Raw genomic sequence first — 20866 nt, forward strand, 5'->3', positions numbered from 1 at the left:
GTATTCCCTGTACTGATGACCTGTCAGATCTGGAGGACGATGATGACCTCGCAACCGGGGAAGCGCTTACCCGTGCCTCGCAGAGCCGTACTCGGCACCGCGCTCGGCGGAGCGGCAGTCACAGCCCTGCCGGGGACCGCCCACGCCGAGCCGTCCTCAGCAGTCGGCAAACGCCCCTGGAAGCTCAGCTCCACCATGACCACCGACGGCGCCTGGAGCAGGTTCCTGCGCGACCAGGACCTGCTGTGGACCAGGCTGCCCACCCGCTGGTACGAGGGTCCGTTCCTCGGCGACGGGCTGCTCGGCAGCATGATCTACCAGGAACCGGGCGCCAACCGGATCCGCTTCACCGTCCAGCACGGCCGGGTCCAGGACCACCGGCCGCAGTTCGGCAGCGGCTGGGGCACCTGCCGGCTGCCGGTCGGACACCTCACGCTCGACCCGGTCGGCACCATCACCGCCGTCGACTGGCGACTGAGCCTGTGGAACGCCGAACTCACCGGCACCGTGACCACCACCGCCGGCACCCTCACCCTCTCCGCCCTCATTCACGACGAGGTCCTGGCCGCCCGGGTCACGGCCGGCGGCGGCGAACGGGTCACCTGGACCTTCCACCCCGAGGAGGCCATCAGCCCCCGGAAGATCCAGGAGGCCCCGCCCACCGACTACACCGCCAATCCCGCCTGGACCACCCGGACCGCCGCCGACGGCACCGAGCAGGTGCTCCAGCCGCTCAGCGGCGGCGGGCAGACCGCCACCGCGTACCGCCGCACCGGCGACGACCTCCTCGTCAGCGTCGGGCACAGCTTCCCCTCCGACACCGCCGCCGAGGCCGACTCGCTGCGCAACCTGCGGCGCGCCGCGTCGTACAGCGCCCTCCGGCGACGTCACACCAGCTGGTGGCACGCGTTCTACCCGAAGAGCTTCGTGTCGTTCCCCGACCGGCGGCTGCAGAGCTTCCACTGGATCCAGCTCTACAAGGTCGCCTCCGCCAGCCGCGCGGGCGGCCCCGTCATGGCCACCTCCGGACCCTGGCTGGAGCCCACCCCGTGGCCCGCGGTGTGGTGGAACCTCAACGTCCAGCTGGAGTACTGGCTCATCCACGGCTCCAACCACCCCGAACTCGACTCGCTCGCCAGTACCCTGCGGCAGAACCAGGAACAGCTGATCGCCAACGTGCCCACCGCCTACCGCGCGGACAGCTCCGGCATCGGCCGCAGCTCCGACATGTTCGGCAACCGGGAGGTGGGCCGCCCGGGCACCGGCGCCGAGACCGGCGACCTCACCTGGGCGCTGCACAACGTGTGGCTGTCCTACCGGCACTCCATGGACACCTCCTTGCTGCGCGACACGATCCACCCGGTGCTGCGCCGGGCGATCGCCTACTACCTGCACTTCCTCACCCCGGGCAGCGACGGCAGGCTGCATCTGCCGAGCACGCTCTCGCCCGAGTACCCCGTCGTGCCCCCGCAGGACACCAACTACGACCTGGCGCTCATCCGCTGGGGCTGTCAGACCCTCATCGAGTCCGCCGAACTGCTGGGCGTCGACGAGGAGTTGATCCCCCGCTGGCGGGATGTGCTGGCCAGGCTCACGCCGTACCCGGTCGACGACAACGGCTTCATGATCGGCGCCGACACCCCGTACGCGCAGTCCCACCGGCACTACTCGCACCTGCTGATGGTGTACCCGCTGTACCTGGTCAACTGGGACCAGCCCGAGAGCCGCGACCTGATCACCAGGTCCGTCGTGCGCTGGCACGCGCTGACCGGCGCGCACCGCGGCTACAGCTACACCGGCGCCGCCTCCCTTTACGCGATGACCGGCGACGGCGACACCGCGATCGGCTATCTGCGGAAGTTCTTCGACACCACCACCCGCTACCCCTGCCAGGCCAACACGCACTACACCGAGGCCGGTCCGGTCATCGAGACCCCGCTGTCCGCCTCGCAGTCCCTGCACGACATGTTCTGCCAGAGCTGGGGCGGCGTGATCCGCGTCTTCCCTGCCGTCCCGTCCGACTGGGCGGACGTCACCCTGCACGACTTCCGCACCCAGGGCGCGTTCCTGGTCAGCGCCGTCCGCAAGGCGGGCAGGACCCGGTTCATCCGGATCAGGAGCCTGGCCGGCGAGCCGCTCAAGCTCCGGCACGGCCTCACCGGCGCCCTCACCGTGCTCCTCGACGACGGCAGCCCGGCCCGCACCCACGCCCTGGCCGACGGCACCCTCGCCATCGACCTGCCCAAGGGCCGCGAGGTGCTCGTCCACTCGGGCTCCCGGCCCGACCTCGTCGTCAAGCCCGTCGCCGTCAGCGAACCGGGTCCGGCCTGGGGACTGCCGTAGAGACCGGCGAACACGCTGCACACTCCGCCCCACCTCATCGACAGGGAGGGTTCTCATGGCTGTTCCGATCAGAACGGCGGTCGCCGCGCTCTGCGCCGGACTGGTGGCCGCACTCCTCACGACCGGGCCCGCACGGGCCGAGCAGCAGGACCACGTCTGGGCCGTCTCCGCGGCTGCGCACGCACCCCGCGCGCGGATTTCCCTGGACGCCACCACCGGCACACTGAGCCTCGCGGTGTCCCGCGACGGCCGTACCGTCATCGAGCCGTCGCCCGTCGGCATCGTCACCGAACAGGCCGACCTGTCCCAGGGGCTGCGCTTCCTGCACCGCAAGGACAAGCGGGTCGACGAGCGGTACCGGGCCAGGTCCGGCAAACGCCTGGACCGCACGGTCCGGATGAACGAGACCCGGCTGTCGTTCGCCACCGCCGCCGGCGCCCGCCTCGACCTCGTGGTGCGCGCCTCCGCCGACGGCATCGCCTACCGGTACGTCCTGCCCGCCGGGTACGGCGACGTGCTCGGCGAGACCTCCGCGTTCAACCTGCCGTCGGACGCGAGCGCCTGGCTGAGCACCTACCGGGTCGACAACGAGGGCCAGTTCGCCCCGTACACCGCCGCGAGCGCCCCCACCAACGACTACTCCGACCAGGCGCTCTTCGCCACGCCCGGCGGCTACACCCTGCTCGCCGAGTCCGACCTCACCGGCGCCTACTCGGGCGCCCGGCTCGCCCACACCCAGGGCGCCGGCGCGTACCGGATCCGGCTGGCCGACGACCGGGTCCGCACCGGCGGGCCCCTCGCCACACCGTGGCGGGCCATGGTCACCGGCGACCTCGCCACCGTCACCCGGTCCACGTTCACCGACGACCTCGCCCCCGCCTCCAAGGTCGCCCACCCCTCCTGGATCCGGCCGGGCACCGTGCTGTGGACCTGGCTGGCCGGCGGCCGTCCGGCCGGTCAGAGCCTCGCGGCACAGAAGGCGTACGTCGACTACGCGGCCGAACGGGGCTGGCCCTACGAGGCCGTCGACTCGGGCTGGTACTTCAAGAAGGACGAGTGGGACGTCACCGATCCCGACTGGCAGACCACCAGCTGGATGCCCGAACTCGTCGAGTACGCCCGCGCCAAGGGCGTCGGGATCGTCGTCTGGATCCACCAGCGCGACCTCGACACGCCCGAGGAACGCGCCCAGTGGCTGCCCACCCTGGAACGGTGGGGCGTCAAGGGCGTCAAGATCGACTTCATGAACTCCGAGGCGCAGTCCATGCTCCAGTGGTACGACACGATCCTCCCGGAGACGGCCGCCCACCACCTCATGGTCGACTTCCACGGCTCCACGATCCCCAAGGGCATCCAGCGCACCTGGCCGCAGGTGATGACCCTGGAGGGCGTCGGCGGCGAGGAGAAACGCACCAACACCGTCGCCCACCTCACCACCCTGCCCTTCACCCGCAACGTCATCGGCTCCATGGACTTCACCCCCGGCGCCTTCCAGCGGGTCGGCCTGCGCCCCAACTCCGACGCGGCCGAGGTCGGGCTCACCGTCGTCTACGAGTCGGGGCTGCAGATGTTCGCGGGCACCCCGGAGTCCTACGACGTACGGCCGCTCGCCCGGGGCTTCCTCGACCAGGTCCCCGCCGCCTGGGACGACACCCGGCTGCTCGCCGGACAGCCGGGGCAGCAGGCCGTACTGGCCCGGCGCAGCGGCGACCGCTGGTTCCTCGGCGGGGTGTTCGCGGGCGCGGCCCACACCGCGCAGGTGCCGCTGTCCCTCGGCTCCGGACGGTGGCTGGTCGAGACGATCCGGGACGGCGCCGACGGCCTCGTCCAGGACCGTCGCGTGCTGCGCGGCGGCGACACACTCGACGTCGACGTCGTGGGCAACGGTGGCTTCGCCGCCCTCGCCTGCCCCTGGCGGCCCGGCCTCACCACCTGTTACCGCTGAGCACCACGCCCCTCCCGGGCGAACGGCTCGCCATGGCAGCCGCCGCCCGGGTCGGGCGGACACCCCGCCCCATGAGTGGTTTGATATTCAACTGTGACTCGACGGATCTTCATAGACAAGCAGAGCCCCAAGGCCTACCACGCCCTGGTCCAGACGTCCGAGGCCGTGCGGGCGACCGCCGCCGACGCCGGTCTGGAACGCACCCTCGTGGAACTGGTCAACCTGCGCGTCTCCCAGCTCAACGGCTGCGCGTTCTGCCTGGACGTGCACACCAGGGCCGCCCTGCGGGCGGGGGAGGACACCCGCCGGCTCGGCGTCCTCGCCGCCTGGCGGGACACCGACCTCTTCACTCCCCCGGAGCGCGCGGCCCTGGCGCTGGCGGAGGCGACCACCGTGCCGTCCGACGCCGCCGCACAGGAGGCCGCGTACGCCGACGCCCGACAGGTCCTCACCGACGACCAGCTCTCGGCGGTGATCTGGGTGGCCGTCACCATCAACGCCTTCAACCGGGTGTCGATCCTCAGCAGGCATCCCGTGCACTGAGCCATGCATCCCGGGGCGCCGGGCCGGTAAGAATCACCCGGCCGACGAGCACCGACCGACCGCCCACCCCGGAGGCCCCGCCCATGCCCCGCCCCCACTCCCTGGACGACACCGCCGACGACGCCCTCGGCGACGGGCCGGAGTCGGTCAACGCCGACGCCTGGCAGGCCTACGCCGCACACCATCTGGAGCGCGGGACGGTCCTGCCGGAGGCGGAGCGGATCGACTGGGGGTTCCCGGACTCGGGGCCGGACGAGGCGTTCCTCGGGGAGCTGACGGGCCGGCGCGTCCTGGACCTCGGCTGCGGCACGGCCCGGCACGCCGCCCGGCTCGTGCGCGCGCACGGGGCGATCGTCGACGCGGTCGACTCCGCGCCGGGCCAGATCGCACGCGCCCGGGCCCGGTACGGCTCCCTGCCCGGGCTACGGCTCTGCCACGCCGACGCCGTCGCACACCTGCGGGCCGCGCGGCCCTACGACGTCGTCTACTCCGTCAACGCCGTCCCGTTCATCGACCCGCGACGGCTGCTCCCCGCCCTGGCGACCGCGCTCGCCCCGGGCGGAACCCTGTGCTTCTCCGTGCTGCACACCAACTCCCGGGGAGACGGGCCCACTTCGGACCTCGTCGCCCGGCCGGAGACGCTGCGGTTCGCGGGCGGCGGCGAGAGAGCGGTCCGCATGTGGGTGCCCGCCGCCGAGGTGTGGGAGGAACTGCTCACCGAGCACGGGCTGCACGTCGAGGACGTCGTGCCGGTGACGGCGCCCGACCCGGCCAACCGCGCCTCCTACCGCGTCTTCCGGGCCCGGCGCCCGCTGCGTGTCCGCGCCCGCCCCCGCACGAACCTCCCGCCCGTCGCGCACGCGGCCCTCGGCGTCGGCGCCATCCTGTACGGCCCCCGCGGACTGCTCCTGGGCCGCCACCGCCGGGGCACCTGGGAGCTGCCGGGCGGCACGGTGGAACCCGGGGAGTCGCTCCGGGAGACGGTCGTGCGGGAACTGCGCGAGGAGACCGGGCTGCGGGCGGACCCGTCGGACGTGCGCCTGCTGGGCACGCTCCTCGACCGGGTCGACGGTGTGGTGCGGATGACGGTCGGCGCCGTCGTCACCGACTGGACGGGCGAGCCGGCCGACCAGCCAGGCGAGCGCGTCGGCGACTGGCGCTGGTACTCCCTGGACCACCTGCCGCCGTCCCTGTTCGTATGCAGCGCCCAGTCCCTCACCGCCTGGCGCCCGAACCTCCCGATCGACCACCCCCCGGCCCACTTCACCCCGTACGCCTGAAGCCTGTCGGACACGCGATAGCACACGCGGTGGGGCGGCGCTGCGGAACGGGGGGCGGGGACACCCGCATTCGTGCGTTTTCTCACCCGTTCCCGTGGCATCGCCCCCACCCTCTTGGCGGGTGTTCCCGCAGGTCGTGAGAGAGTTGCGGCCCGAACCGAACTACCCAGGGGGGGTCTGTGACACCACATCAGAAAGGGTCCGGGGTACACCGAAAGCCGCTGACGCTGCTCGTCGGACTCGGCACCGTGGCCGGTGCGACCTTCGCGGGGGCGATCCCGGCCGAGGCCGCGACCTGGACCACCGTGGCGGCGGGCGTGGCGTACCGACAGTACGACCTGCCGGCGGCCGCCGGGACGACGCATGTGCATGTGCTCAGCGTCGACCTCACCAACACCCATGTGCGGCTGGGGCTGTTGTATCCGGGCGCGGTCGCGGCCCGTGCGGCCGTCTCCTCGCTGGCCGACAGCCAGAAGGCCGTCGCCGGCATCAACGGCGACTTCTTCAACATCTCCGAGACGCAGCACCCCGGCGTCGCGGCGACGGGGGCGAGCGTGGGTCCCGCGATCGTGAACGGGAGGGCGCTCAAGGGCGCGGTCCCGAACGCGCAGCGGTTCGGGCCCGCCCTGCCGCCGGGCACGAACACCAGGGCCGTCGTCGGCGTCGGCGCCGACGGCAGGGCCCGCATCGACAGCCTGTCCCTCAACGGGACGTTCAGCACCCTGGGGCGGCGGCTGCCGCTGGGCGGCCTCAACCAGTACGCGTTGCCGGAGAACTCCGTCGGCGCGTACACCTCGGACTGGGGCAGCGTCTCGCGCAAGCGGGCCACCTGCGGCACGGACACCGAACGGGCCGCGGAGTGCAGCACCAGCACCTACGAGGTGGTGCTCAAGAAGGGCCGGGTCGCTTCGACGTCGGCCACGCCCGGCAGCGGGACCATCGCGGCCGGCACCACGGTCCTGGTCGGGCGGGAGGCGGGCGCGCAGCGCCTGAAGAAGCTCGTCAAGGGCCAGCGGGTGGCGGTGCGGTACGGGCTGTCGTCCGCGTCGCAGTCGGCGTACGGCTTCGCCGTCGGCGGCTACCCGGTCCTCGCGGGCGGGAAGCCGCTGTCCGGTCTGAACACCTCGGTCTCGGCCGTGCGGACGGCCCTCGGCATCGGCAACGGCGGGAAGCGCGTGCTGCTGTTCGCGCTGGACGGCGCCGTCGCCTACCGCAAGGGCCTGACCATCGCCGAGGTCGCCACGGCCCTGAAGAGCCTCGGTGCGACCGAGGGCTTCAGCCTGGACGGCGGCGGCTCGTCGACCCTGGTGGCCCGCCCGGCCGGGGCGAGCAGGGTGACGGTCCGCAACCACCCGTCCGACGGCTATGAGCGCCCGGTGGCGAACGGCATCGGCGTCTTCACCAAGTAACCCCGGTGGCCCCGCAGGGCCTCACGGTCGAAGGCTGCCGACGATGTCGGCCGTCGCCGTGAGGCCACTGTGGATGGTGGGAGCCACGCTGGTGCCGGCCAGGAAGAACCCGAGCAGCAGGCAGACCAGCGCGTGCGAGATCTTCAGTCCGCCGTTGCGCAGGAAGATCACCGCCAGGAGCAGCAGCAACAGCACCGCGGAAATCGAAATGGCCACCGTCAACCTCCTCCGCCACGTCCGCTTTCACGGCGTTCGGCCGCAAGTGTGGCGTAACGGAGGGTTCGTCCGGGCGGGAGCCCTGTCCGCCGAACGGGTGGTGTCGACGAGCGGTGTCAGCGGGTGGTGGCGGACGGGTGGCGGCGAAGCCGTGGCGCTATGCCGTCCGGTGGGCGTCGAGGAAGCTCTCCAGGCCTGCCAGGTCGTCGGTGTTGAGGTAGTCGACGCCGGCGGCGAGGAGTTCCGTCCACAGCGCGTCCCGGGCGGGGCCGGCGAGGTCGGGCGTGGCCCAGAACCGCACCTTCTGCCCGCGCGCATGGGCCGCGTCGACGATCCCGCGCAGCTTCTGCCGTTCCGCTGCGGGGAAGGCGCCGACGCCGAGCCAGGTGAAGTTGAGGGTCCAGTTGTCGCTGATCAGCGAGGCGAACGACGCCTCGGAGGCGCCGAGGTCGGTGAGCCGGCCGTCGTAGAAGGCCCGGCGGACGGTCTGCGCCTCCATGGGCGTACGGGCCGCGCGGTCGCCGGAGATGACGGCGGTGACCGGGCCGGAGTGGATGCGGCCGTGCGCGTACGTCGTGAACAGCCGCCGGTAGCGCAAGAGCTGCTCGTCCAGGGCGAGGTAGGTGGAGGAGCCCTCGGTCTTGATGTCGATGAGCAGTTGCAGCGGCTGCCGGTAACCCCGGTACACCGAACCGTGGTTGGCCTTCACACGGGCGGCGAGCGGGGCGAGGTAGAGGGACTCCAGGGTGCGGGTCGGGTCGAGTTCGTCCGCCGAGTGGGCGATGAGGAGTTCGCCGTCGACGAGGAAGATGTCGGCCTCGACGCTGCCGAAGCGGTGGTCGAGCGCGTCGAAGAGGGGGCGGGGGTGCTCGTAGTCGTTGTGGGCGTGGGCGCGCCACAACGGCCGGGGGCCGTGGTGCTGTCCCTCGGCGAACGCGCTGCCGGCCGGCGGAGCGAGCACTGCGGCGAGGGTGGCGCCGAAGCCGGTGAGAGCTCTGCGGCGGGTGATGAGGGCCATGCTGTTCCTCCCTGTGGGGCGGGTCCGAGCCACAGGGAGTATGAGTCGGTCCGAGCGCCAAGGAACCTGTACCTGCCAGGAGTTGGCCGGACCGCCGTCGTGTGTTCACTCCTTCCGCGCAGGCGCACGAAAAAGCCCGCCCCAGGTGGGGCGGGCTTCACCGGGTGACGGTCAGGGGGCCTGCAGATCGACCAGTGCGGCCAGCGCCTGACGGTGGGCGCCGGCCGTGCCGTAGGCGATCGAGTCGGCCTTGGCCCGCTTGAGGTACAGGTGGATCGGGTGCTCCCAGGTCATGCCGATCCCGGCGTGCAGTTGCAGCGCCTCCTCGGCGGCGTGCACGGCGACCCCTGCCGCGTAGGCCTGGGCGACGGCCACCGCGATGTCGACGTCCTGGCCGGTGGCGAGGGCGTCGGCCGCGCCCCGGGCGGCGGCGCGCAGGTTGACGACCTCCAGCCACAGCTGGGCGAGCCGGTGCTTGAGCGCCTGGAAGCCGCCGACCGGCCGGTTGAACTGTTTGCGCTCCTTGAGGTAGCGCACGGTCTCGGTCAACGTCCAGTCGGCCAGCCCGAGTTGCTCGGAGGCGAGCAGCCCGGCTCCGGCCCGCAGGGCGCGGCGTACGGCGGGTTCGGCGTCGCCGAGGCGACGGCCGGGGGCGTCGGCGAGGGTGACCGTCGCGAGGGGGCGGGTCAGGTCGAAGGCGACCTGCGGGGTGACGGTCACGGCCTGCGCGTCCACGGCGTACAGCCCGCCGTCGTCGGCCGGCACGAGCAGCACGTCGGCCGCGGCGGCGTCCGCGATGCCGGTCAACTCCCCCTGGAGGAAGCCTCCTTCGACGTGCACCGCCTTGAAGGGCGCGCCCGGGGCGGTGTGCAGTGCGACCGCCAGGGCGCCGACGGTCCGCCCGGACGCCAGCCGGCCGAGCAGTTCCTCGTCGCCGACGGCCAGCAGGGCCTCCGTGGCGACCACGGCACTGGTCAGATACGGCACCGGGGCGACCGCGCGGCCCAACTCCTCCAGTACGACGGCGACTTCGCGATGCGTGGCGCCCTGGCCGCCCAGCTCCTCGGGCACCAGCAGGCCCGCGAGGCCCATGCCCTCGCCGAGCGCCTTGAAGGCCGTCAGGTCGTGCGGGATGTCGGACTCGGTGCGGGCGATGACGCCCGGCGCGTCGCAGTGGTCGGCGAGCAGGTCCCGGACGGCGGACCGCAGCGCCTCTTCCTCCTCGGAGTAGAGGAGATCCGGCTGTGCGCTCATCGGGACAGGTCCTTCCAGGCGACGTCCTTGTCGGTGCGCGGCTCGGACGGCAGGCCCAGGACGCGTTCGGCGACGATGTTCAGCAGGACCTCGCTGGTCCCGCCCTCGATGCTGTTGCCCTTGGAGCGCAGGTAGCGGTACCCGGCGTCCCGGCCGGTGAAGTCCACGAGCTCCGGGCGGCGCATCGTCCAGTCGTCGTACAACAGGCCTTCCTCGCCGCGGAGTTCCACCTCCAGGCCGCTGATCTCCTGGTTGAGCCGGGCGAAGGCGAGTTTCATGCCGGCGCCCTCGGGGCCGGGCTGGCCCAGGGCGAGCTGCTGGCGCAGGCGTTCGGCGGTGAGGCGGGCGGCCTCGGCCTCCACCCACAGCTTCAGCAGCCGCTGGTGCAGATCGTGGGTGCGCAGCTCGGGGCGCTCGCGCCAGGTCCTGGAGACGGGGCCGATCATGCCGCCCTCGCGGGGCAGGCGCATGCCGCCGATGGCGACGCGTTCGTTGTTGAGCGTGGTCTGCGCGACCCGCCAGCCGTCGCCGACCTCGCCGAGCCGGCGGGAGTCGGGGATGCGGACGCCGGTGAGGAAGACCTCGTTGAACTCGGCCTCACCGGTGATCTGGCGCAGGGGCCGGACCTCGACGCCCGGGTCGGTCATGTCGCAGAGGAAGTAGGTGATGCCCGCATGCTTGGGCACGTCCGGGTCGGTGCGGGCGATGAGGATGGCCCAGCGGGCCAGGTGGGCGCTGGACGTCCACACCTTCTGCCCGTTGACGACCCACTCGTCGCCTTCCCGTACGGCCCGGGTGCCGAGCGCGGCCAGGTCGGAGCCGGCGCCGGGCTCGCTGAAGAGCTGGCACCAGACCTCCTCGCCCGTCCACAGCGGCTTGAGGAAGCGCTGCTTCTGCTCCTCGGTGCCGTACTTCAGGATCGTCGGCGCGGCCATGCCGAGGCCGATGCCGATGCGGCGCGGGTCGTTGTCGGGGGCGCCGGCGGCCTCCAGTTCGGCGTCCACGACGGCCTGGAGGGAGCGGGGCGCGCCGAGGCCGCCGAGGCCCTGCGGGTAGTGGACCCAGGCGAGCCCCGCGTCGAATCGGGCCCTCAGGAAGTCGAGCCGGTCCGTGGTCCCGGGCGGGTGCGCGGCCAGCAACTCGGCTGTGCGGCGCTGGAGTTCGGCTGCGTCGACGGTCATGCGGCGGCTCCGTTCCGCAGCGTGGGCAGCACGGCGACACGGCCGGTGGTGACGCCGTCGGCGACCCGCTGCACGGCGGCCGCGGCCTCTTCGAGCGGCACGCGCTCGCTGACCAGCGGCGCGATCGCGCCCCGGGCGGCCAGCTCGGTGAGCTGTTCGTGGCAGTGCTGGACCAGCTTGGGGTTCTTGGTGTTGTACAGGCCCCAGTGCAGGCCGAGGATCGCGTAGTTCTTCACGAGGGCGTGGTTCAGTGCGGGGCTCGGAATGGTCCCGCTCGCGAAGCCGACGACCACGATCCGGCCCTCGAAGGCGACGACCTTCGCGGACTGGGTGTAGGCGTCGCCGCCGACGGGGTCGTAGATCACGTCCGCGCCCCGGCCGCCGGTGGCCTCCTTCACCGCGCCGACGACGTCCTCGGCCCGCCGGTCGATGACCACGTCGCAGCCCAGCTCGCGGGCGACGGCCGCCTTGCCGGCCCCGCCCACGACGCCGATGACCCGCGCGCCCGCCGCCTTCGCGAGCTGTACGGCCGCGCTGCCGACCCCTCCCGCGGCAGCGTGGACGAGCACGGTCTCGCCCGCCTCCAGGCGCGCCCTGCGGTGCAGGCCGAACCAGCCCGTCTGGTAGCCGATGTGCAGCGCGGCGGCCTCGGCGTCGTCCAGCGACTCGGGCGCGGGCAGCAGGGCGGCCGCGTCGGCGACGGCGTACTCGGCGAAACCGCCGTGCGGCAGGGCCGGGTTGGCGATGACGCGGCGGCCGTCCTCGGTCTCGCCGCAGATCTCCACGCCCGGGGTGAACGGCAGCGGGGGCCGCACCTGGTAGTGGCCCCGGGCCATCAGCACGTCCGGGAAGTTGATGTTCGCGGCACGCACCCTGAGCAGGACCTGGCCCTCGCCGGGCGTGGGCCGCTCCACCTCCGTCAGCCGCATCACCTCGCTCGGCTCGCCGTTCTCGTGCACCTGCCATGCCTGCATGCGGAGCCTCCACGGGACTGCGTCGTCCGACCGGCGTGTTCCGCCGGGGTCGATCGCATACTAAGCGGTCGCTTGCCGGGAGGGAACAGCCGACGGCGCAAGAGTCGCCTCCGTCACCCCTGCCGGGGCCTGGCACGCACATGCATCCGCTCACCCTGCGGCCCGAACAGGCTCAGGAACTCGGCCGGACCCTCCCCCGTCGATCCGAACCAGTGCGGCACGCGCGTGTCGAACTCGGCGGCCTCTCCCGCCGTCATCACCACGTCGTGCTCGCCGAGCACCACCCGCAGCCGCCCGGACATCACATACAGCCATTCGTAGCCCTCGTGGGTGCGCGGCTCCGGCTGCTCCTCGCCCTGGGGCACCAGCACCTTGAAGGCCTGCAGTCCGCCGGGCTGCCGGGACAGCGGCCAGAAGGTGCGCCCGTGCCGTACGAGCGGCTTGGCGCGCACCCGGGGGTCGCCCACCGGCGGCGCGCCGACCAACTCGTCCAACGGCACCTGGTGGGCCTGCGCGATCGGCAGCAGCAGCTCCAGGCTGGGTTTGCGCAGCCCCGACTCCAGCCGGGAGAGGGTGCTGACGGAGATCCCGGTCGACTCGGACAGCGCCGCGAGGGTCACCTCCCGCTCCTTCCGGATCCGTCTGAGCCTCGGCCCGACCTCCGCGAGAACGTCATCGGTAGTCATGCCTCCATATTGCGGAACCGGCAAAGAGGTTTGTCAATCCCGCACCTGTCCGGCGAGCGTGACGGCGGAGGTGGTCACCATGACCGAGAAGTACGAAGTGATCGTCGTCGGCGGCGGCGCGGCCGGCCTGTCCGCCGCGCTCGTCCTGGGCCGGGCCCGGCGCCGGACGCTGGTCGTCGACGCGGGCGAGCCGCGCAACGCGCCCGCCGCGCACCTGCAGGGCTATCTGTCGCGGGACGGGATGCCGCCCGCCGAGTTCCTCGCCGCCGGCCGTGCGGAGATCGCGCGGTACGGCGTCGAGCTGATCCACGACCGGGTGGTGGACGCCGTCAGGGGCGAGGACTTCGCCGTACGGCTCGCCGAGGGCGCCCTTCCGGGGGGAGGCCGGACCGTGCACGCCCGGCAGCTCGTCGTCGCGACCGGACTGAAGGACGAGCTGCCGCCGGTCGCGGGTCTCGCCGAGCGCTTCGGCCGGGACGTGCTCCACTGCCCGTACTGCCACGGCTGGGAGGTCCGCGACCAGGCCTTCGGGGTGCTCGCCACGACCCCGATGAGCGTCCACCAGGCGCTGATGGTGACCCAGTGGTCGAAGGACGTGACCCTCTTCCTGCACACGGTCGCCGAGGAGGAGCTGACCGAGGCGGACCTGCGCAGGCTGGCCGCGGCCGGCGTGCACGTCGTCCCCGGCGAGGTGGCCGAGCCGGTCGTCGAGGACGACCGGCTCACCGGGGTCCGGCTCACGGACGGCCGGGTGTACGACCGGGAGGTGCTGTTCGTCGCGCCCCGGGCGGTCCCGCAGACCGACCTGCTGACCCGGCTGGGCGCCGAGACCGCCGAAACCCCCTTCGGGACGTACCCCGTGGTCGACGGACGGGGCCTGACGACCGTCCCCGGACTGTGGGCGGCGGGCAACGTCTCGGGCTTCGCCGAGCAGGTCGTGAACGCCGCGAGCCGCGGCTACCGAACCGGAGCCGCGATCAACGGGGAGCTGCTGATGGCCGACCTGGACGCAGCACCCTAAGGGGCGCGGGGAACGGCGCGAGCGGCCACGACACGCCCGCGAACGAAAAAACGACCCCGTTCCTCGGCGGGTAAAACAGCGGAGCGCGCCGCACCATGGCTGCATGCTGCTGACCCGGCTCGCCGACGTGTCCCGGGAGGTCGCCGCCACCTCGGCGCGCTCCCGCAAGATCGCCCTGCTCGCCGAACTCTTCCGGGACGCGGAGGCGGAGGACGTGCCGATCGTCATCCCCTACCTCGCCGGGCGGCTCCCCCAGGGCCGCCTGGGCGTCGGCTGGAAGGTGCTGAGCCAACCGGTCGCCCCGGCCGGGGCGCCGACCCTGACCGTGCGCGAGGTGGACGCCCTCCTCACCGAGCTCGGCACGGTGTCGGGCCCCGGGTCGCAGGCCGAACGGGCGCGGCTGGTCGGCGCGTTGATGGGCGCGGCCACCGCGGACGAGCAGCGCTTCCTGCTGGGCCTCATCACCGGCGAGGTCCGGCAGGGCGCGCTGGACGCCGTAGCCGTGGAGGGTCTGGCGCAGGCGACCGGCGCGCCGCCGGCTGACGTACGGCGGGCGGTGATGCTGGCGGGCTCCCTGCAGACGGTGGCGCAGGCGCTGCTCGCGGACGGGCCGCCGACCCTGGAGACGTTCCGGCTCACCGTCGGTCGCCCGGTCCTGCCCATGCTCGCGCACACCGCGTCCTCCGTCACCGAGGCGGTCGGCAAGCTCGGCGTCTGCGCGGTGGAGGAGAAGCTGGACGGCATCCGCGTCCAGGTGCACCGCGCCGGCGACGACATCCGCCTCTACACCCGCACGCTGGACGACATCACCGACCGACTGCCCGAAGTGACAGCCGCGGCAAGGGAGTTGGCCGGGTCGCGTTTCATCCTGGACGGTGAGATCATCGCCCTCGACGAGACGGGACGCCCCCGTTCCTTCCAGGAGACGGCCGGCCGCGTCGGCTCCCGCGTGGACGTGGCGACGGCCGCCGAGGCGGTCCCGGTCTCCCCCGTCTTCTTCGACGCGCTGTCCGTGAACGGCCGGGACCTGCTCGACCTGCCGTTCGCCGAACGGCACGCGGAGCTGGCCCGGCTGGTGCCCGAGCCGATGCGGGTGCGCCGCAGGGTCGTGTCCGGCCCCGAGGACGCCGAGGCCGCGGAGGAGTTCACCAGCCAGACGCTGCTGCGCGGCCACGAGGGAGTCGTGGTCAAGGCCCTCGACGCGCCCTACAGCGCGGGCCGGCGCGGTGCGTCCTGGCTGAAGGTGAAGCCCGTGCACACGCTCGACCTGGTGGTGCTGGCCGCCGAGTGGGGCCATGGGCGGCGCGTCGGGAAGCTCTCCAACCTGCACCTCGGGGCCCGCACCGCCGACGGCGGCTTCGCCATGCTCGGCAAGACGTTCAAGGGCATGACCGACGCGATGCTCACCTGGCAGACCGACCGCCTGAAGGAGCTCGCCGTCGAGGACGACGGCCATGTGGTGACCGTACGCCCCGAACTCGTCGTCGAGATCGCCTACGACGGTCTGCAGCGCTCCACCCGCTACCCGGCCGGCGTCACCCTCCGTTTCGCCCGCGTGGTCCGCTACCGCGAGGACAAGCGCCCGGCGGAGGCGGACACCGTGCAGACCCTGCTCGCCGCGCACCCGGAGGTGCACCCGTGACACCCGCGACACCCGCGACGCCCGCCGCGCCGAGGCGCAGCGCGGGCCTGCTGCTGTTCCGGCGCACGGACGACGGCCCTCAGGTGCTGCTCGGCCATATGGGCGGCCCGTACTTCGCGAGGAAGGACGCCGGGGCGTGGACCGTCCCGAAGGGCGAGTACGAACCCGGCGAACCGGCCTGGGAGGCGGCCCGCCGCGAGTTCCGGGAGGAGCTCGGGCTGCCCCCGCCCGACGGGGAGGCGATACCGCTCGGCGAGGTCCGCCAGAAGAACGGCAAGATCGTCACGGCGTGGGCCGTCGAGGCGGACCTCGACCCGGCGACGATCGTCCCCGGCACGTTCACCCTGGAGTGGCCGCCGAGATCCGGACGCCTCCAGGAGTTCCCGGAACTGGACCGGGTCGCCTGGTTCGGTCTCGCCCGGGCCCACGAGGTGATCGTCACGGCGCAGTCCGCGTTTCTCGACCGCCTGACGGAGCACTCGCCCTGAGCGGATGCGCACGCGTTGCGGCCTCGGGTCCGGCGCGGGAAGGTCGAGACACAGGCAGCTCTTCAGGAGGTCGGTCATGCCCATCGCGACGGTGAACCCGGCGAACGGCGAGACGCTTCGCACGTACGAGGCCATGGGCGAGGAGGAACTGGAGCGCCGGCTCCAGCTCGCGGAGGCCACGTTCCGTACGTATCGGGCGACGCGCTTCGTCGACCGGGCGCGCCTGATGATCCAGGCCGCGAACCTCCTGGACGAGGACCAGCAGGACATCGCCCGGATCATGACCACGGAGATGGGCAAGCCGGTGAAGCAGGCCCGCGCGGAGGCCGCGAAGTGCGCCAAGGCGATGCGCTGGTACGCCGAGCACGCGGAGGAACTGCTCGCCGACGAGGAGCCGGCCGCCGCCGACGTGAAGGACTCCGGCGCCTCGCGCGCCCTGGTCCGCTACCGGCCGCTGGGTCCGGTGCTCGCGGTGATGCCGTGGAACTTCCCGCTGTGGCAGGTGGTCCGGTTCGCCGCGCCGGCGCTGATGGCGGGCAACGTGGGGCTGCTCAAGCACGCCTCGAACGTCCCGCAGACCGCGCTGTACCTGGAGGACCTGTTCCATCGGGCCGGCTTCACCGAGGGCTGCTTCCAGACGCTGCTGATCGGGTCGGGGGCGGTGGACGACCTGCTGCGCGACGAGCGCGTCAAGGCCGCGACGCTGACCGGCAGCGAGCCGGCCGGGCGGGCGGTCGCCTCCACCGCCGGGGAGATGATCAAGAAGACGGTGCTGGAACTGGGCGGCAGCGACCCGTACGTCGTCATGCCGTCGGCGGACGTCGACCGGGCCGCGCAGGTGGCGGTGACGGCGCGCGTACAGAACAACGGGCAGTCCTGCATCGCGGCCAAACGGTTCATCGTTCACACGGACGTGTACGACGCGTTCGCCGAACGGTTCGTGGCGGGCATGACGGCGCTGAAGGTCGGCGACCCGCTTCAGGAGGAGACGGAGGTCGGGCCGCTGGCGAGCGAACAGGGGCGGTCGGACCTGGAGGAGTTGGTGGAGGACGCCCGGCGCAGTGGAGCGGCGGTGCTGTGCGGCGGGCATCGGCTCCGCCGGCCCGAGCTGCCCGGCTGGTACTACCCGCCGACTGTTCTCGCCGGCATCACGCGCGAGATGCGGATCCACCGGGAGGAGGCCTTCGGGCCCGTGGCCACGCTGTATCGGGCGGCCGACCTCGATGAGGCGGTGCTCATCGCCAACGACTCGCCGTTCGGTCTGAGTTCCAACGTATGGACCCGGGACGAGGCCGAGGTCGACCGTTTCGTACGGGATCTGGAGGCCGGCGGGGTGTACGTCAACGGGATGACGGCGTCCCATCCGGGGTTCCCGTTCGGCGGGGTGAAGCGGTCCGGATACGGCCGTGAGCTGTCCGGGCACGGAATCCGGGAGTTCTGCAACATCACCACGGTTTGGCACGGTGCGTGAGCGCCGCGCGGCTACGATCCCGGGTGTGAACCGCGAAGTGACTCTGCCTCTGATCGTCGATGACCGCGGGACCCTGCAGGTGGCTGCGGCCGACGTGAGCAAGCTGCTCCGCACGTTGGGTGGACGGTGGCTGCATCTTGTCGAGGCCGGGGCCGAGGGGCTTGACGAGGACACCGTTGCTGCTTTGACCATTGAGCTCGCAAAGCTTGCCGATCGTATCGATGTGGCTTGTATCGCGCACAGCAGCGGGGGTGCGCCGTAGTGCCCTGGGGCTGGTCGCGCAGTTCCCCGCGCCCCTGACCTGGAAATATCCCCCGAATGGAGTAGCACCGCGCGAAGTCGTCGCCCTAACGGGTGATCGTGGGTGTGCACGCACCCCAGTGGTGAACCACCTTTTGGAGGGACGGTTCATGGCGACTTTGTGCAGGCCCTCGGTGTCGGTTCCGGAGCACGTGATCACGATGGAGGAGACGCTCGAACTGGCGCGCTCCCGCCATGGGGACCACGCCCAGCTGCCGCTGGCTCTCCGGTTGATCGAGAACACCGGCGTCCGGACCCGACACCTCGTGCAGCCCATCGAGGAGACCCTGAAACATCCAGGCTTCGAGGAACGCAACAGGGTCTACGTGGCCGAGTCCAAGGCCCGTGTCCCGGCGGTCGTACAGCGGGCGCTGGACGAGGCGGAGCTGCTCACCAGCGACATCGACGTCATCATCTACGTGTCGTGCACGGGCTTCATGATGCCCTCGCTGACGGCCTGGATGATCAACGAGATGGACTTCGACAGCACCACCCGGCAGCTGCCGATCGCCCAGCTGGGCTGCGCGGCCGGCGGTGCCGCGATCAACCGGGCGCACGACTTCTGCACCGCCTACCCCGAGGCCAACGCCCTCATCGTGGCCTGCGAGTTCTGCTCGCTGTGCTACCAGCCCACCGACCTCGGCGTCGGATCCCTGCTCTGCAACGGCCTGTTCGGCGACGGCATCGCGGCCGCCGTGGTGCGCGGCCGGGGCGGCGAGGGCATCCGGCTGGAGCGCAACGGCTCGTACGTGATCCCCAAGACCGAAGAGTGGATCATGTACGACGTCCGGGCGACCGGCTTCCACTTCCTGCTGGACAAGCGGGTGCCGGCCACGATGGAGCCGCTCGCGCCGGCCCTGCAGGACCTCGCGGGCAAGCATGGCTGGGACGCTGCCGACCTGGACTTCTACATAGTCCACGCGGGCGGCCCCCGCATCCTCGACGACCTCAGCGTGTTCCTGCAGGTCGACCCGCACGCCTTCCGCTTCAGCCGGGCCACGCTCACCGAGTACGGCAACATCGCCAGCGCCGTCGTCCTGGACGCGGCGCGCCGGCTGTTCGACGAGGGTGGCGCCGCCGACCGGGCGCGCGGACTGCTCGCCGGGTTCGGGCCCGGCATCACCGCCGAGATGACACTGGGGCGCTGGCAGCGCACGGACGACGGGAGGGCGTGAGCACGCATGACCGAAGAGACGACGATCACCGAGACCCTGCCCCGGAAGGGCGCGTTGATCCGCGGCCCCGAAGCCCTCCCGGTCCCATGGTGAGCGACGGGCTGCTGGTGCCGCCGGGCCACGGCAGGGTCGTCCAGACCCCGGCCCAGCGGGTGACGTTCAAGGTCACCGGCACGCACTCGAGCGTGGCCTCCACCTTCGAGGTGGAGGTCCCGCCGGGCTTCGACGTGGGCGCCCATGTGCACACCCGCAGCGAGGAGTTGTTCTACGTCCTCGAAGGCGAGCTGGACGTCCTCGCCTTCGAGCCGCGGGTGCGTACGGCCGACAACTGGCAGCTCTGGCAGTCGAGTTCGGGCGCGGGGGTGGTTCGGGCCACCCCGGGCACGGTCATCGTCGTGCCCCCGGGCTGCCCCCACGCCTTCGCCAACCCGACGGACGCCACGGCCCGTGTGTTCTTCCAGGCGTCCCCGCCCCCCGACCACGAGCGCTACTTCGAGGAGTTGCTCGAGATCCTGGCCCCCGGGGGCCCGCCGGACCACGCGGCGATCGAGGAACTGAGGAAGCGCTACGACATCGAACAGCTCACGCCTTTGAGGCACCGGTGAGGAAGGCGCCCCGACGGCGCTACCGGATCGGCATCCCCGACAAGGTCCGGGCGATCACCAGCCGCTGGATCTCGCTCGTGCCCTCGAAGATCGTGTAGATGGCCGCGTCGCGGTGCATGCGCTCCACCGGGTACTCCCGGGTGTAGCCGTTGCCGCCGAGGATCTGGATCGCCTGCCCGGTGACCTTCTTCGCGGTCTCGCTGGCGAACAGCTTCGACATGGAGCCCTCGGCGGCCGTGAACTGCCTGCCGTTGACCGCCATCCACGAGGCGCGCCAGACCAGCAGGCGTGCGGCGTCGATCTGTGTGCGCATGTCCGCGAGCTGGAAGGCGACGCCCTGGTTGTCGATGATCGGACGGCCGAACTGCTCCCGGGTCTTGGCGTAGTCGAGGGCCACCTCGTACGCGGCTCGGGCGGTGCCGACGGCCATGGCGCCGACCGCGGGCCGCGACGCCTCGAAGGTGGCCATCGCCGCGTTCTTGACGCGCTCGCCGCCCGCCTTCGCCCGCTCGCGCGCCCGCGCCAGCCGCTCGTCCAGCTTCTCCTTGCCGCCGAGGAGGCAGGAGCCGGGGACGCGCACGTTGTCGAGGATCACCTCGGCGGTGTGCGAGGCGCGGATGCCGTGCTTCTTGAACTTCTGGCCCTGGGCGAGACCCGGGGTGCCCGCCGGGACGATGAAGGAGGCGTGACCCTTGGAGCCCAGCTCGGCGTCCACGACCGCGACGACCACGTGGACGTTGGCGATGCCGCCGTTGGTCGCCCAGGTCTTGGTGCCGTTGAGCACCCACTCGTCCTTGGCCTCGTCGTACACGGCACGGGTGCGCATCGAGGCGACGTCCGAGCCGGCGTCGGGCTCGGAGGAGCAGAACGCGGCCACCTTGACGTCGCCCGCGTCGCCGTACATCTGCGGGATCCAGGTGCCGATCTGCTCCTCGGTGCCGTTGGCGAGGACGCCCACCGCGGCGAGGCCGGTGCCCACGATCGACAGGGCGATGCCCGCGTCGCCCCAGAAGAGCTCCTCCATGGCCATCGGGATGCCGAGGCCGGTGGGGTCGAAGTACTGCTGCGCATAGAAGTCGAGGGAGTAGATGCCGACCTTCGCGGCCTCCTGGATGACCGGCCAGGGAGTCTCCTCACGCTCGTCCCATTCGGCGGCCGCGGGGCGGATGACGTCGGCCGCGAAGCCGTGCAGCCAGTCCCGGACCTCCTTCTGTTCGTCGTTGAGCTCCATGGTGAACTCGGCCATGTCCCCTCCAGCGGCGGAACGTGCATGTTACTAGCGGTAACCAGAGTCTGTTACCGATCGGTAGGGAAA

19 protein-coding genes are annotated in these 20866 nt (G+C 72.1%); 12 read left to right on the forward strand and 7 right to left on the reverse strand.

Features of this window, described 5'->3' with window-relative positions; genetic code table 11:
- Positions 1-42: 42 nt before the first annotated feature.
- The 5 genes from ACZ5SK_RS35030 (at position 43) to ACZ5SK_RS35050 (ending at position 7520) form a co-directional block, all read left to right on the forward strand.
- A complete protein-coding gene (locus ACZ5SK_RS35030; protein WP_334582988.1) occupies positions 43-2343 on the forward strand; it encodes a glycosyl hydrolase family 95 catalytic domain-containing protein in 2301 nt (766 codons plus the stop codon).
- Between the two features lie 55 nt (positions 2344-2398).
- Positions 2399-4288, forward strand: a complete 1890-nt coding sequence (locus ACZ5SK_RS35035; RefSeq protein ID WP_468158726.1) for a glycoside hydrolase family 97 protein — start codon at positions 2399-2401, stop codon at positions 4286-4288.
- A gap of 93 nt (positions 4289-4381) precedes the next feature.
- Entirely contained in the window at positions 4382-4831 is a 450-nt protein-coding gene (locus ACZ5SK_RS35040; RefSeq protein WP_079663780.1) for a carboxymuconolactone decarboxylase family protein, read from the forward strand.
- A gap of 83 nt (positions 4832-4914) precedes the next feature.
- Positions 4915-6111, forward strand: coding sequence for an NUDIX domain-containing protein (locus ACZ5SK_RS35045; protein ID WP_468418034.1), 1197 nt, complete (start codon positions 4915-4917; stop codon positions 6109-6111).
- Positions 6112-6290: 179 nt separating this feature from the next.
- Positions 6291-7520 (forward strand): phosphodiester glycosidase family protein, encoded by a 1230-nt coding sequence (locus tag ACZ5SK_RS35050; protein ID WP_468418032.1) that lies wholly within the window; start codon positions 6291-6293, stop codon positions 7518-7520.
- Between the two features lie 21 nt (positions 7521-7541).
- Here ACZ5SK_RS35050 and ACZ5SK_RS35055 read toward each other — a convergent pair whose 3' ends face one another.
- The 6 genes from ACZ5SK_RS35055 to ACZ5SK_RS35080 all read right to left on the reverse strand — a co-directional run bounded on the left by ACZ5SK_RS35055 (position 7542) and on the right by ACZ5SK_RS35080 (position 12849).
- Positions 7542-7736 carry a hypothetical protein gene (locus ACZ5SK_RS35055; protein ID WP_319677462.1) on the reverse strand — a complete coding sequence of 65 codons (195 nt, stop codon included), beginning with the start codon at positions 7734-7736 and terminating at the stop codon, positions 7542-7544.
- A 157-nt stretch (positions 7737-7893) separates the two neighbouring features.
- Positions 7894-8754 (reverse strand): phosphatidylinositol-specific phospholipase C/glycerophosphodiester phosphodiesterase family protein, encoded by an 861-nt coding sequence (locus ACZ5SK_RS35060; RefSeq protein ID WP_361709006.1) that lies wholly within the window; start codon positions 8752-8754, stop codon positions 7894-7896.
- Between the two features lie 171 nt (positions 8755-8925).
- Complete coding sequence (locus ACZ5SK_RS35065; protein WP_468418030.1) at positions 8926-10008, reverse strand: acyl-CoA dehydrogenase family protein; 1083 nt, start codon at positions 10006-10008, stop codon at positions 8926-8928.
- A complete protein-coding gene (locus ACZ5SK_RS35070; RefSeq protein ID WP_457495538.1) occupies positions 10005-11189 on the reverse strand; it encodes an acyl-CoA dehydrogenase family protein in 1185 nt (394 codons plus the stop codon). Before ACZ5SK_RS35070 ends, ACZ5SK_RS35065 begins: the two co-directional genes overlap by 4 nt.
- On the reverse strand, positions 11186-12163 hold the full coding sequence (locus tag ACZ5SK_RS35075) for an NADPH:quinone oxidoreductase family protein (protein WP_334582995.1): 978 nt from the start codon (positions 12161-12163) through the stop codon (positions 11186-11188). Before ACZ5SK_RS35075 ends, ACZ5SK_RS35070 begins: the two co-directional genes overlap by 4 nt.
- A 113-nt stretch (positions 12164-12276) precedes the next feature.
- Positions 12277-12849 carry a helix-turn-helix domain-containing protein gene (locus ACZ5SK_RS35080; protein ID WP_334582996.1) on the reverse strand — a complete coding sequence of 191 codons (573 nt, stop codon included), beginning with the start codon at positions 12847-12849 and terminating at the stop codon, positions 12277-12279.
- 79 nt (positions 12850-12928) lie between these two features.
- On the opposite strand from ACZ5SK_RS35080, the gene ACZ5SK_RS35085 reads away from it, so the two are divergent.
- From ACZ5SK_RS35085 to ACZ5SK_RS35115, 7 genes are all read left to right on the forward strand, one after another.
- The gene (locus ACZ5SK_RS35085; protein ID WP_334582997.1) at positions 12929-13870 is read left to right on the forward strand and encodes an NAD(P)/FAD-dependent oxidoreductase; all 942 of its coding nucleotides are present in this window, start codon (positions 12929-12931) and stop codon (positions 13868-13870) included.
- A gap of 103 nt (positions 13871-13973) precedes the next feature.
- Positions 13974-15512, forward strand: a complete 1539-nt coding sequence (locus ACZ5SK_RS35090; RefSeq protein ID WP_334582998.1) for an ATP-dependent DNA ligase — start codon at positions 13974-13976, stop codon at positions 15510-15512.
- Positions 15509-16000 carry an NUDIX hydrolase gene (locus tag ACZ5SK_RS35095; RefSeq protein WP_334582999.1) on the forward strand — a complete coding sequence of 164 codons (492 nt, stop codon included), beginning with the start codon at positions 15509-15511 and terminating at the stop codon, positions 15998-16000. Before ACZ5SK_RS35090 ends, ACZ5SK_RS35095 begins: the two co-directional genes overlap by 4 nt.
- Positions 16001-16076: 76 nt before the next feature.
- The gene (locus ACZ5SK_RS35100; RefSeq protein WP_334583000.1) at positions 16077-17471 is read left to right on the forward strand and encodes an NADP-dependent succinic semialdehyde dehydrogenase; all 1395 of its coding nucleotides are present in this window, start codon (positions 16077-16079) and stop codon (positions 17469-17471) included.
- A 25-nt stretch (positions 17472-17496) separates the two neighbouring features.
- The gene (locus ACZ5SK_RS35105) at positions 17497-17733 is read left to right on the forward strand and encodes a DUF6213 family protein (protein ID WP_057580803.1); all 237 of its coding nucleotides are present in this window, start codon (positions 17497-17499) and stop codon (positions 17731-17733) included.
- Between the two features lie 148 nt (positions 17734-17881).
- Positions 17882-18946 carry a type III polyketide synthase gene (locus ACZ5SK_RS35110; RefSeq protein ID WP_079663769.1) on the forward strand — a complete coding sequence of 355 codons (1065 nt, stop codon included), beginning with the start codon at positions 17882-17884 and terminating at the stop codon, positions 18944-18946.
- A gap of 86 nt (positions 18947-19032) precedes the next feature.
- On the forward strand, positions 19033-19551 hold the full coding sequence (locus ACZ5SK_RS35115; protein WP_334583001.1) for a cupin domain-containing protein: 519 nt from the start codon (positions 19033-19035) through the stop codon (positions 19549-19551).
- Between the two features lie 19 nt (positions 19552-19570).
- On the opposite strand, the gene ACZ5SK_RS35120 is transcribed toward ACZ5SK_RS35115, so the two are convergent.
- Positions 19571-20797: an acyl-CoA dehydrogenase family protein gene (locus ACZ5SK_RS35120; protein WP_334583002.1), complete on the reverse strand. Its 1227-nt coding sequence runs from the start codon at positions 20795-20797 to the stop codon at positions 19571-19573.
- Between the last annotated feature and the right edge of the window lie 69 nt (positions 20798-20866).

This window comes from Streptomyces sp. NPDC031474, from assembly GCF_055581185.1.

What these genes read in the sequence shown, in the direction of transcription:
- ACZ5SK_RS35060 (WP_361709006.1), bottom strand. Translation starts at nt 8,754, where the DNA reads ATGGCCCTCATCACCCGCCGCAGAGCTCTCACCGGCTTCGGCGCCACC.
- ACZ5SK_RS35075 (WP_334582995.1), bottom strand. Translation starts at nt 12,163, where the DNA reads ATGCAGGCATGGCAGGTGCACGAGAACGGCGAGCCGAGCGAGGTGATG.
- ACZ5SK_RS35070 (WP_457495538.1), bottom strand. Translation starts at nt 11,189, where the DNA reads ATGACCGTCGACGCAGCCGAACTCCAGCGCCGCACAGCCGAGTTGCTG.
- ACZ5SK_RS35120 (WP_334583002.1), bottom strand. Translation starts at nt 20,797, where the DNA reads ATGGCCGAGTTCACCATGGAGCTCAACGACGAACAGAAGGAGGTCCGG.
- ACZ5SK_RS35080 (WP_334582996.1), bottom strand. Translation starts at nt 12,849, where the DNA reads ATGACTACCGATGACGTTCTCGCGGAGGTCGGGCCGAGGCTCAGACGG.
- ACZ5SK_RS35065 (WP_468418030.1), bottom strand. Translation starts at nt 10,008, where the DNA reads ATGAGCGCACAGCCGGATCTCCTCTACTCCGAGGAGGAAGAGGCGCTG.
- ACZ5SK_RS35035 (WP_468158726.1), top strand. Translation starts at nt 2,399, where the DNA reads ATGGCTGTTCCGATCAGAACGGCGGTCGCCGCGCTCTGCGCCGGACTG.
- ACZ5SK_RS35045 (WP_468418034.1), top strand. Translation starts at nt 4,915, where the DNA reads ATGCCCCGCCCCCACTCCCTGGACGACACCGCCGACGACGCCCTCGGC.
- ACZ5SK_RS35115 (WP_334583001.1), top strand. Translation starts at nt 19,033, where the DNA reads ATGGTGAGCGACGGGCTGCTGGTGCCGCCGGGCCACGGCAGGGTCGTC.
- ACZ5SK_RS35030 (WP_334582988.1), top strand. Translation starts at nt 43, where the DNA reads ATGACCTCGCAACCGGGGAAGCGCTTACCCGTGCCTCGCAGAGCCGTA.
- ACZ5SK_RS35090 (WP_334582998.1), top strand. Translation starts at nt 13,974, where the DNA reads ATGCTGCTGACCCGGCTCGCCGACGTGTCCCGGGAGGTCGCCGCCACC.
- ACZ5SK_RS35100 (WP_334583000.1), top strand. Translation starts at nt 16,077, where the DNA reads ATGCCCATCGCGACGGTGAACCCGGCGAACGGCGAGACGCTTCGCACG.
- ACZ5SK_RS35110 (WP_079663769.1), top strand. Translation starts at nt 17,882, where the DNA reads ATGGCGACTTTGTGCAGGCCCTCGGTGTCGGTTCCGGAGCACGTGATC.
- ACZ5SK_RS35085 (WP_334582997.1), top strand. Translation starts at nt 12,929, where the DNA reads ATGACCGAGAAGTACGAAGTGATCGTCGTCGGCGGCGGCGCGGCCGGC.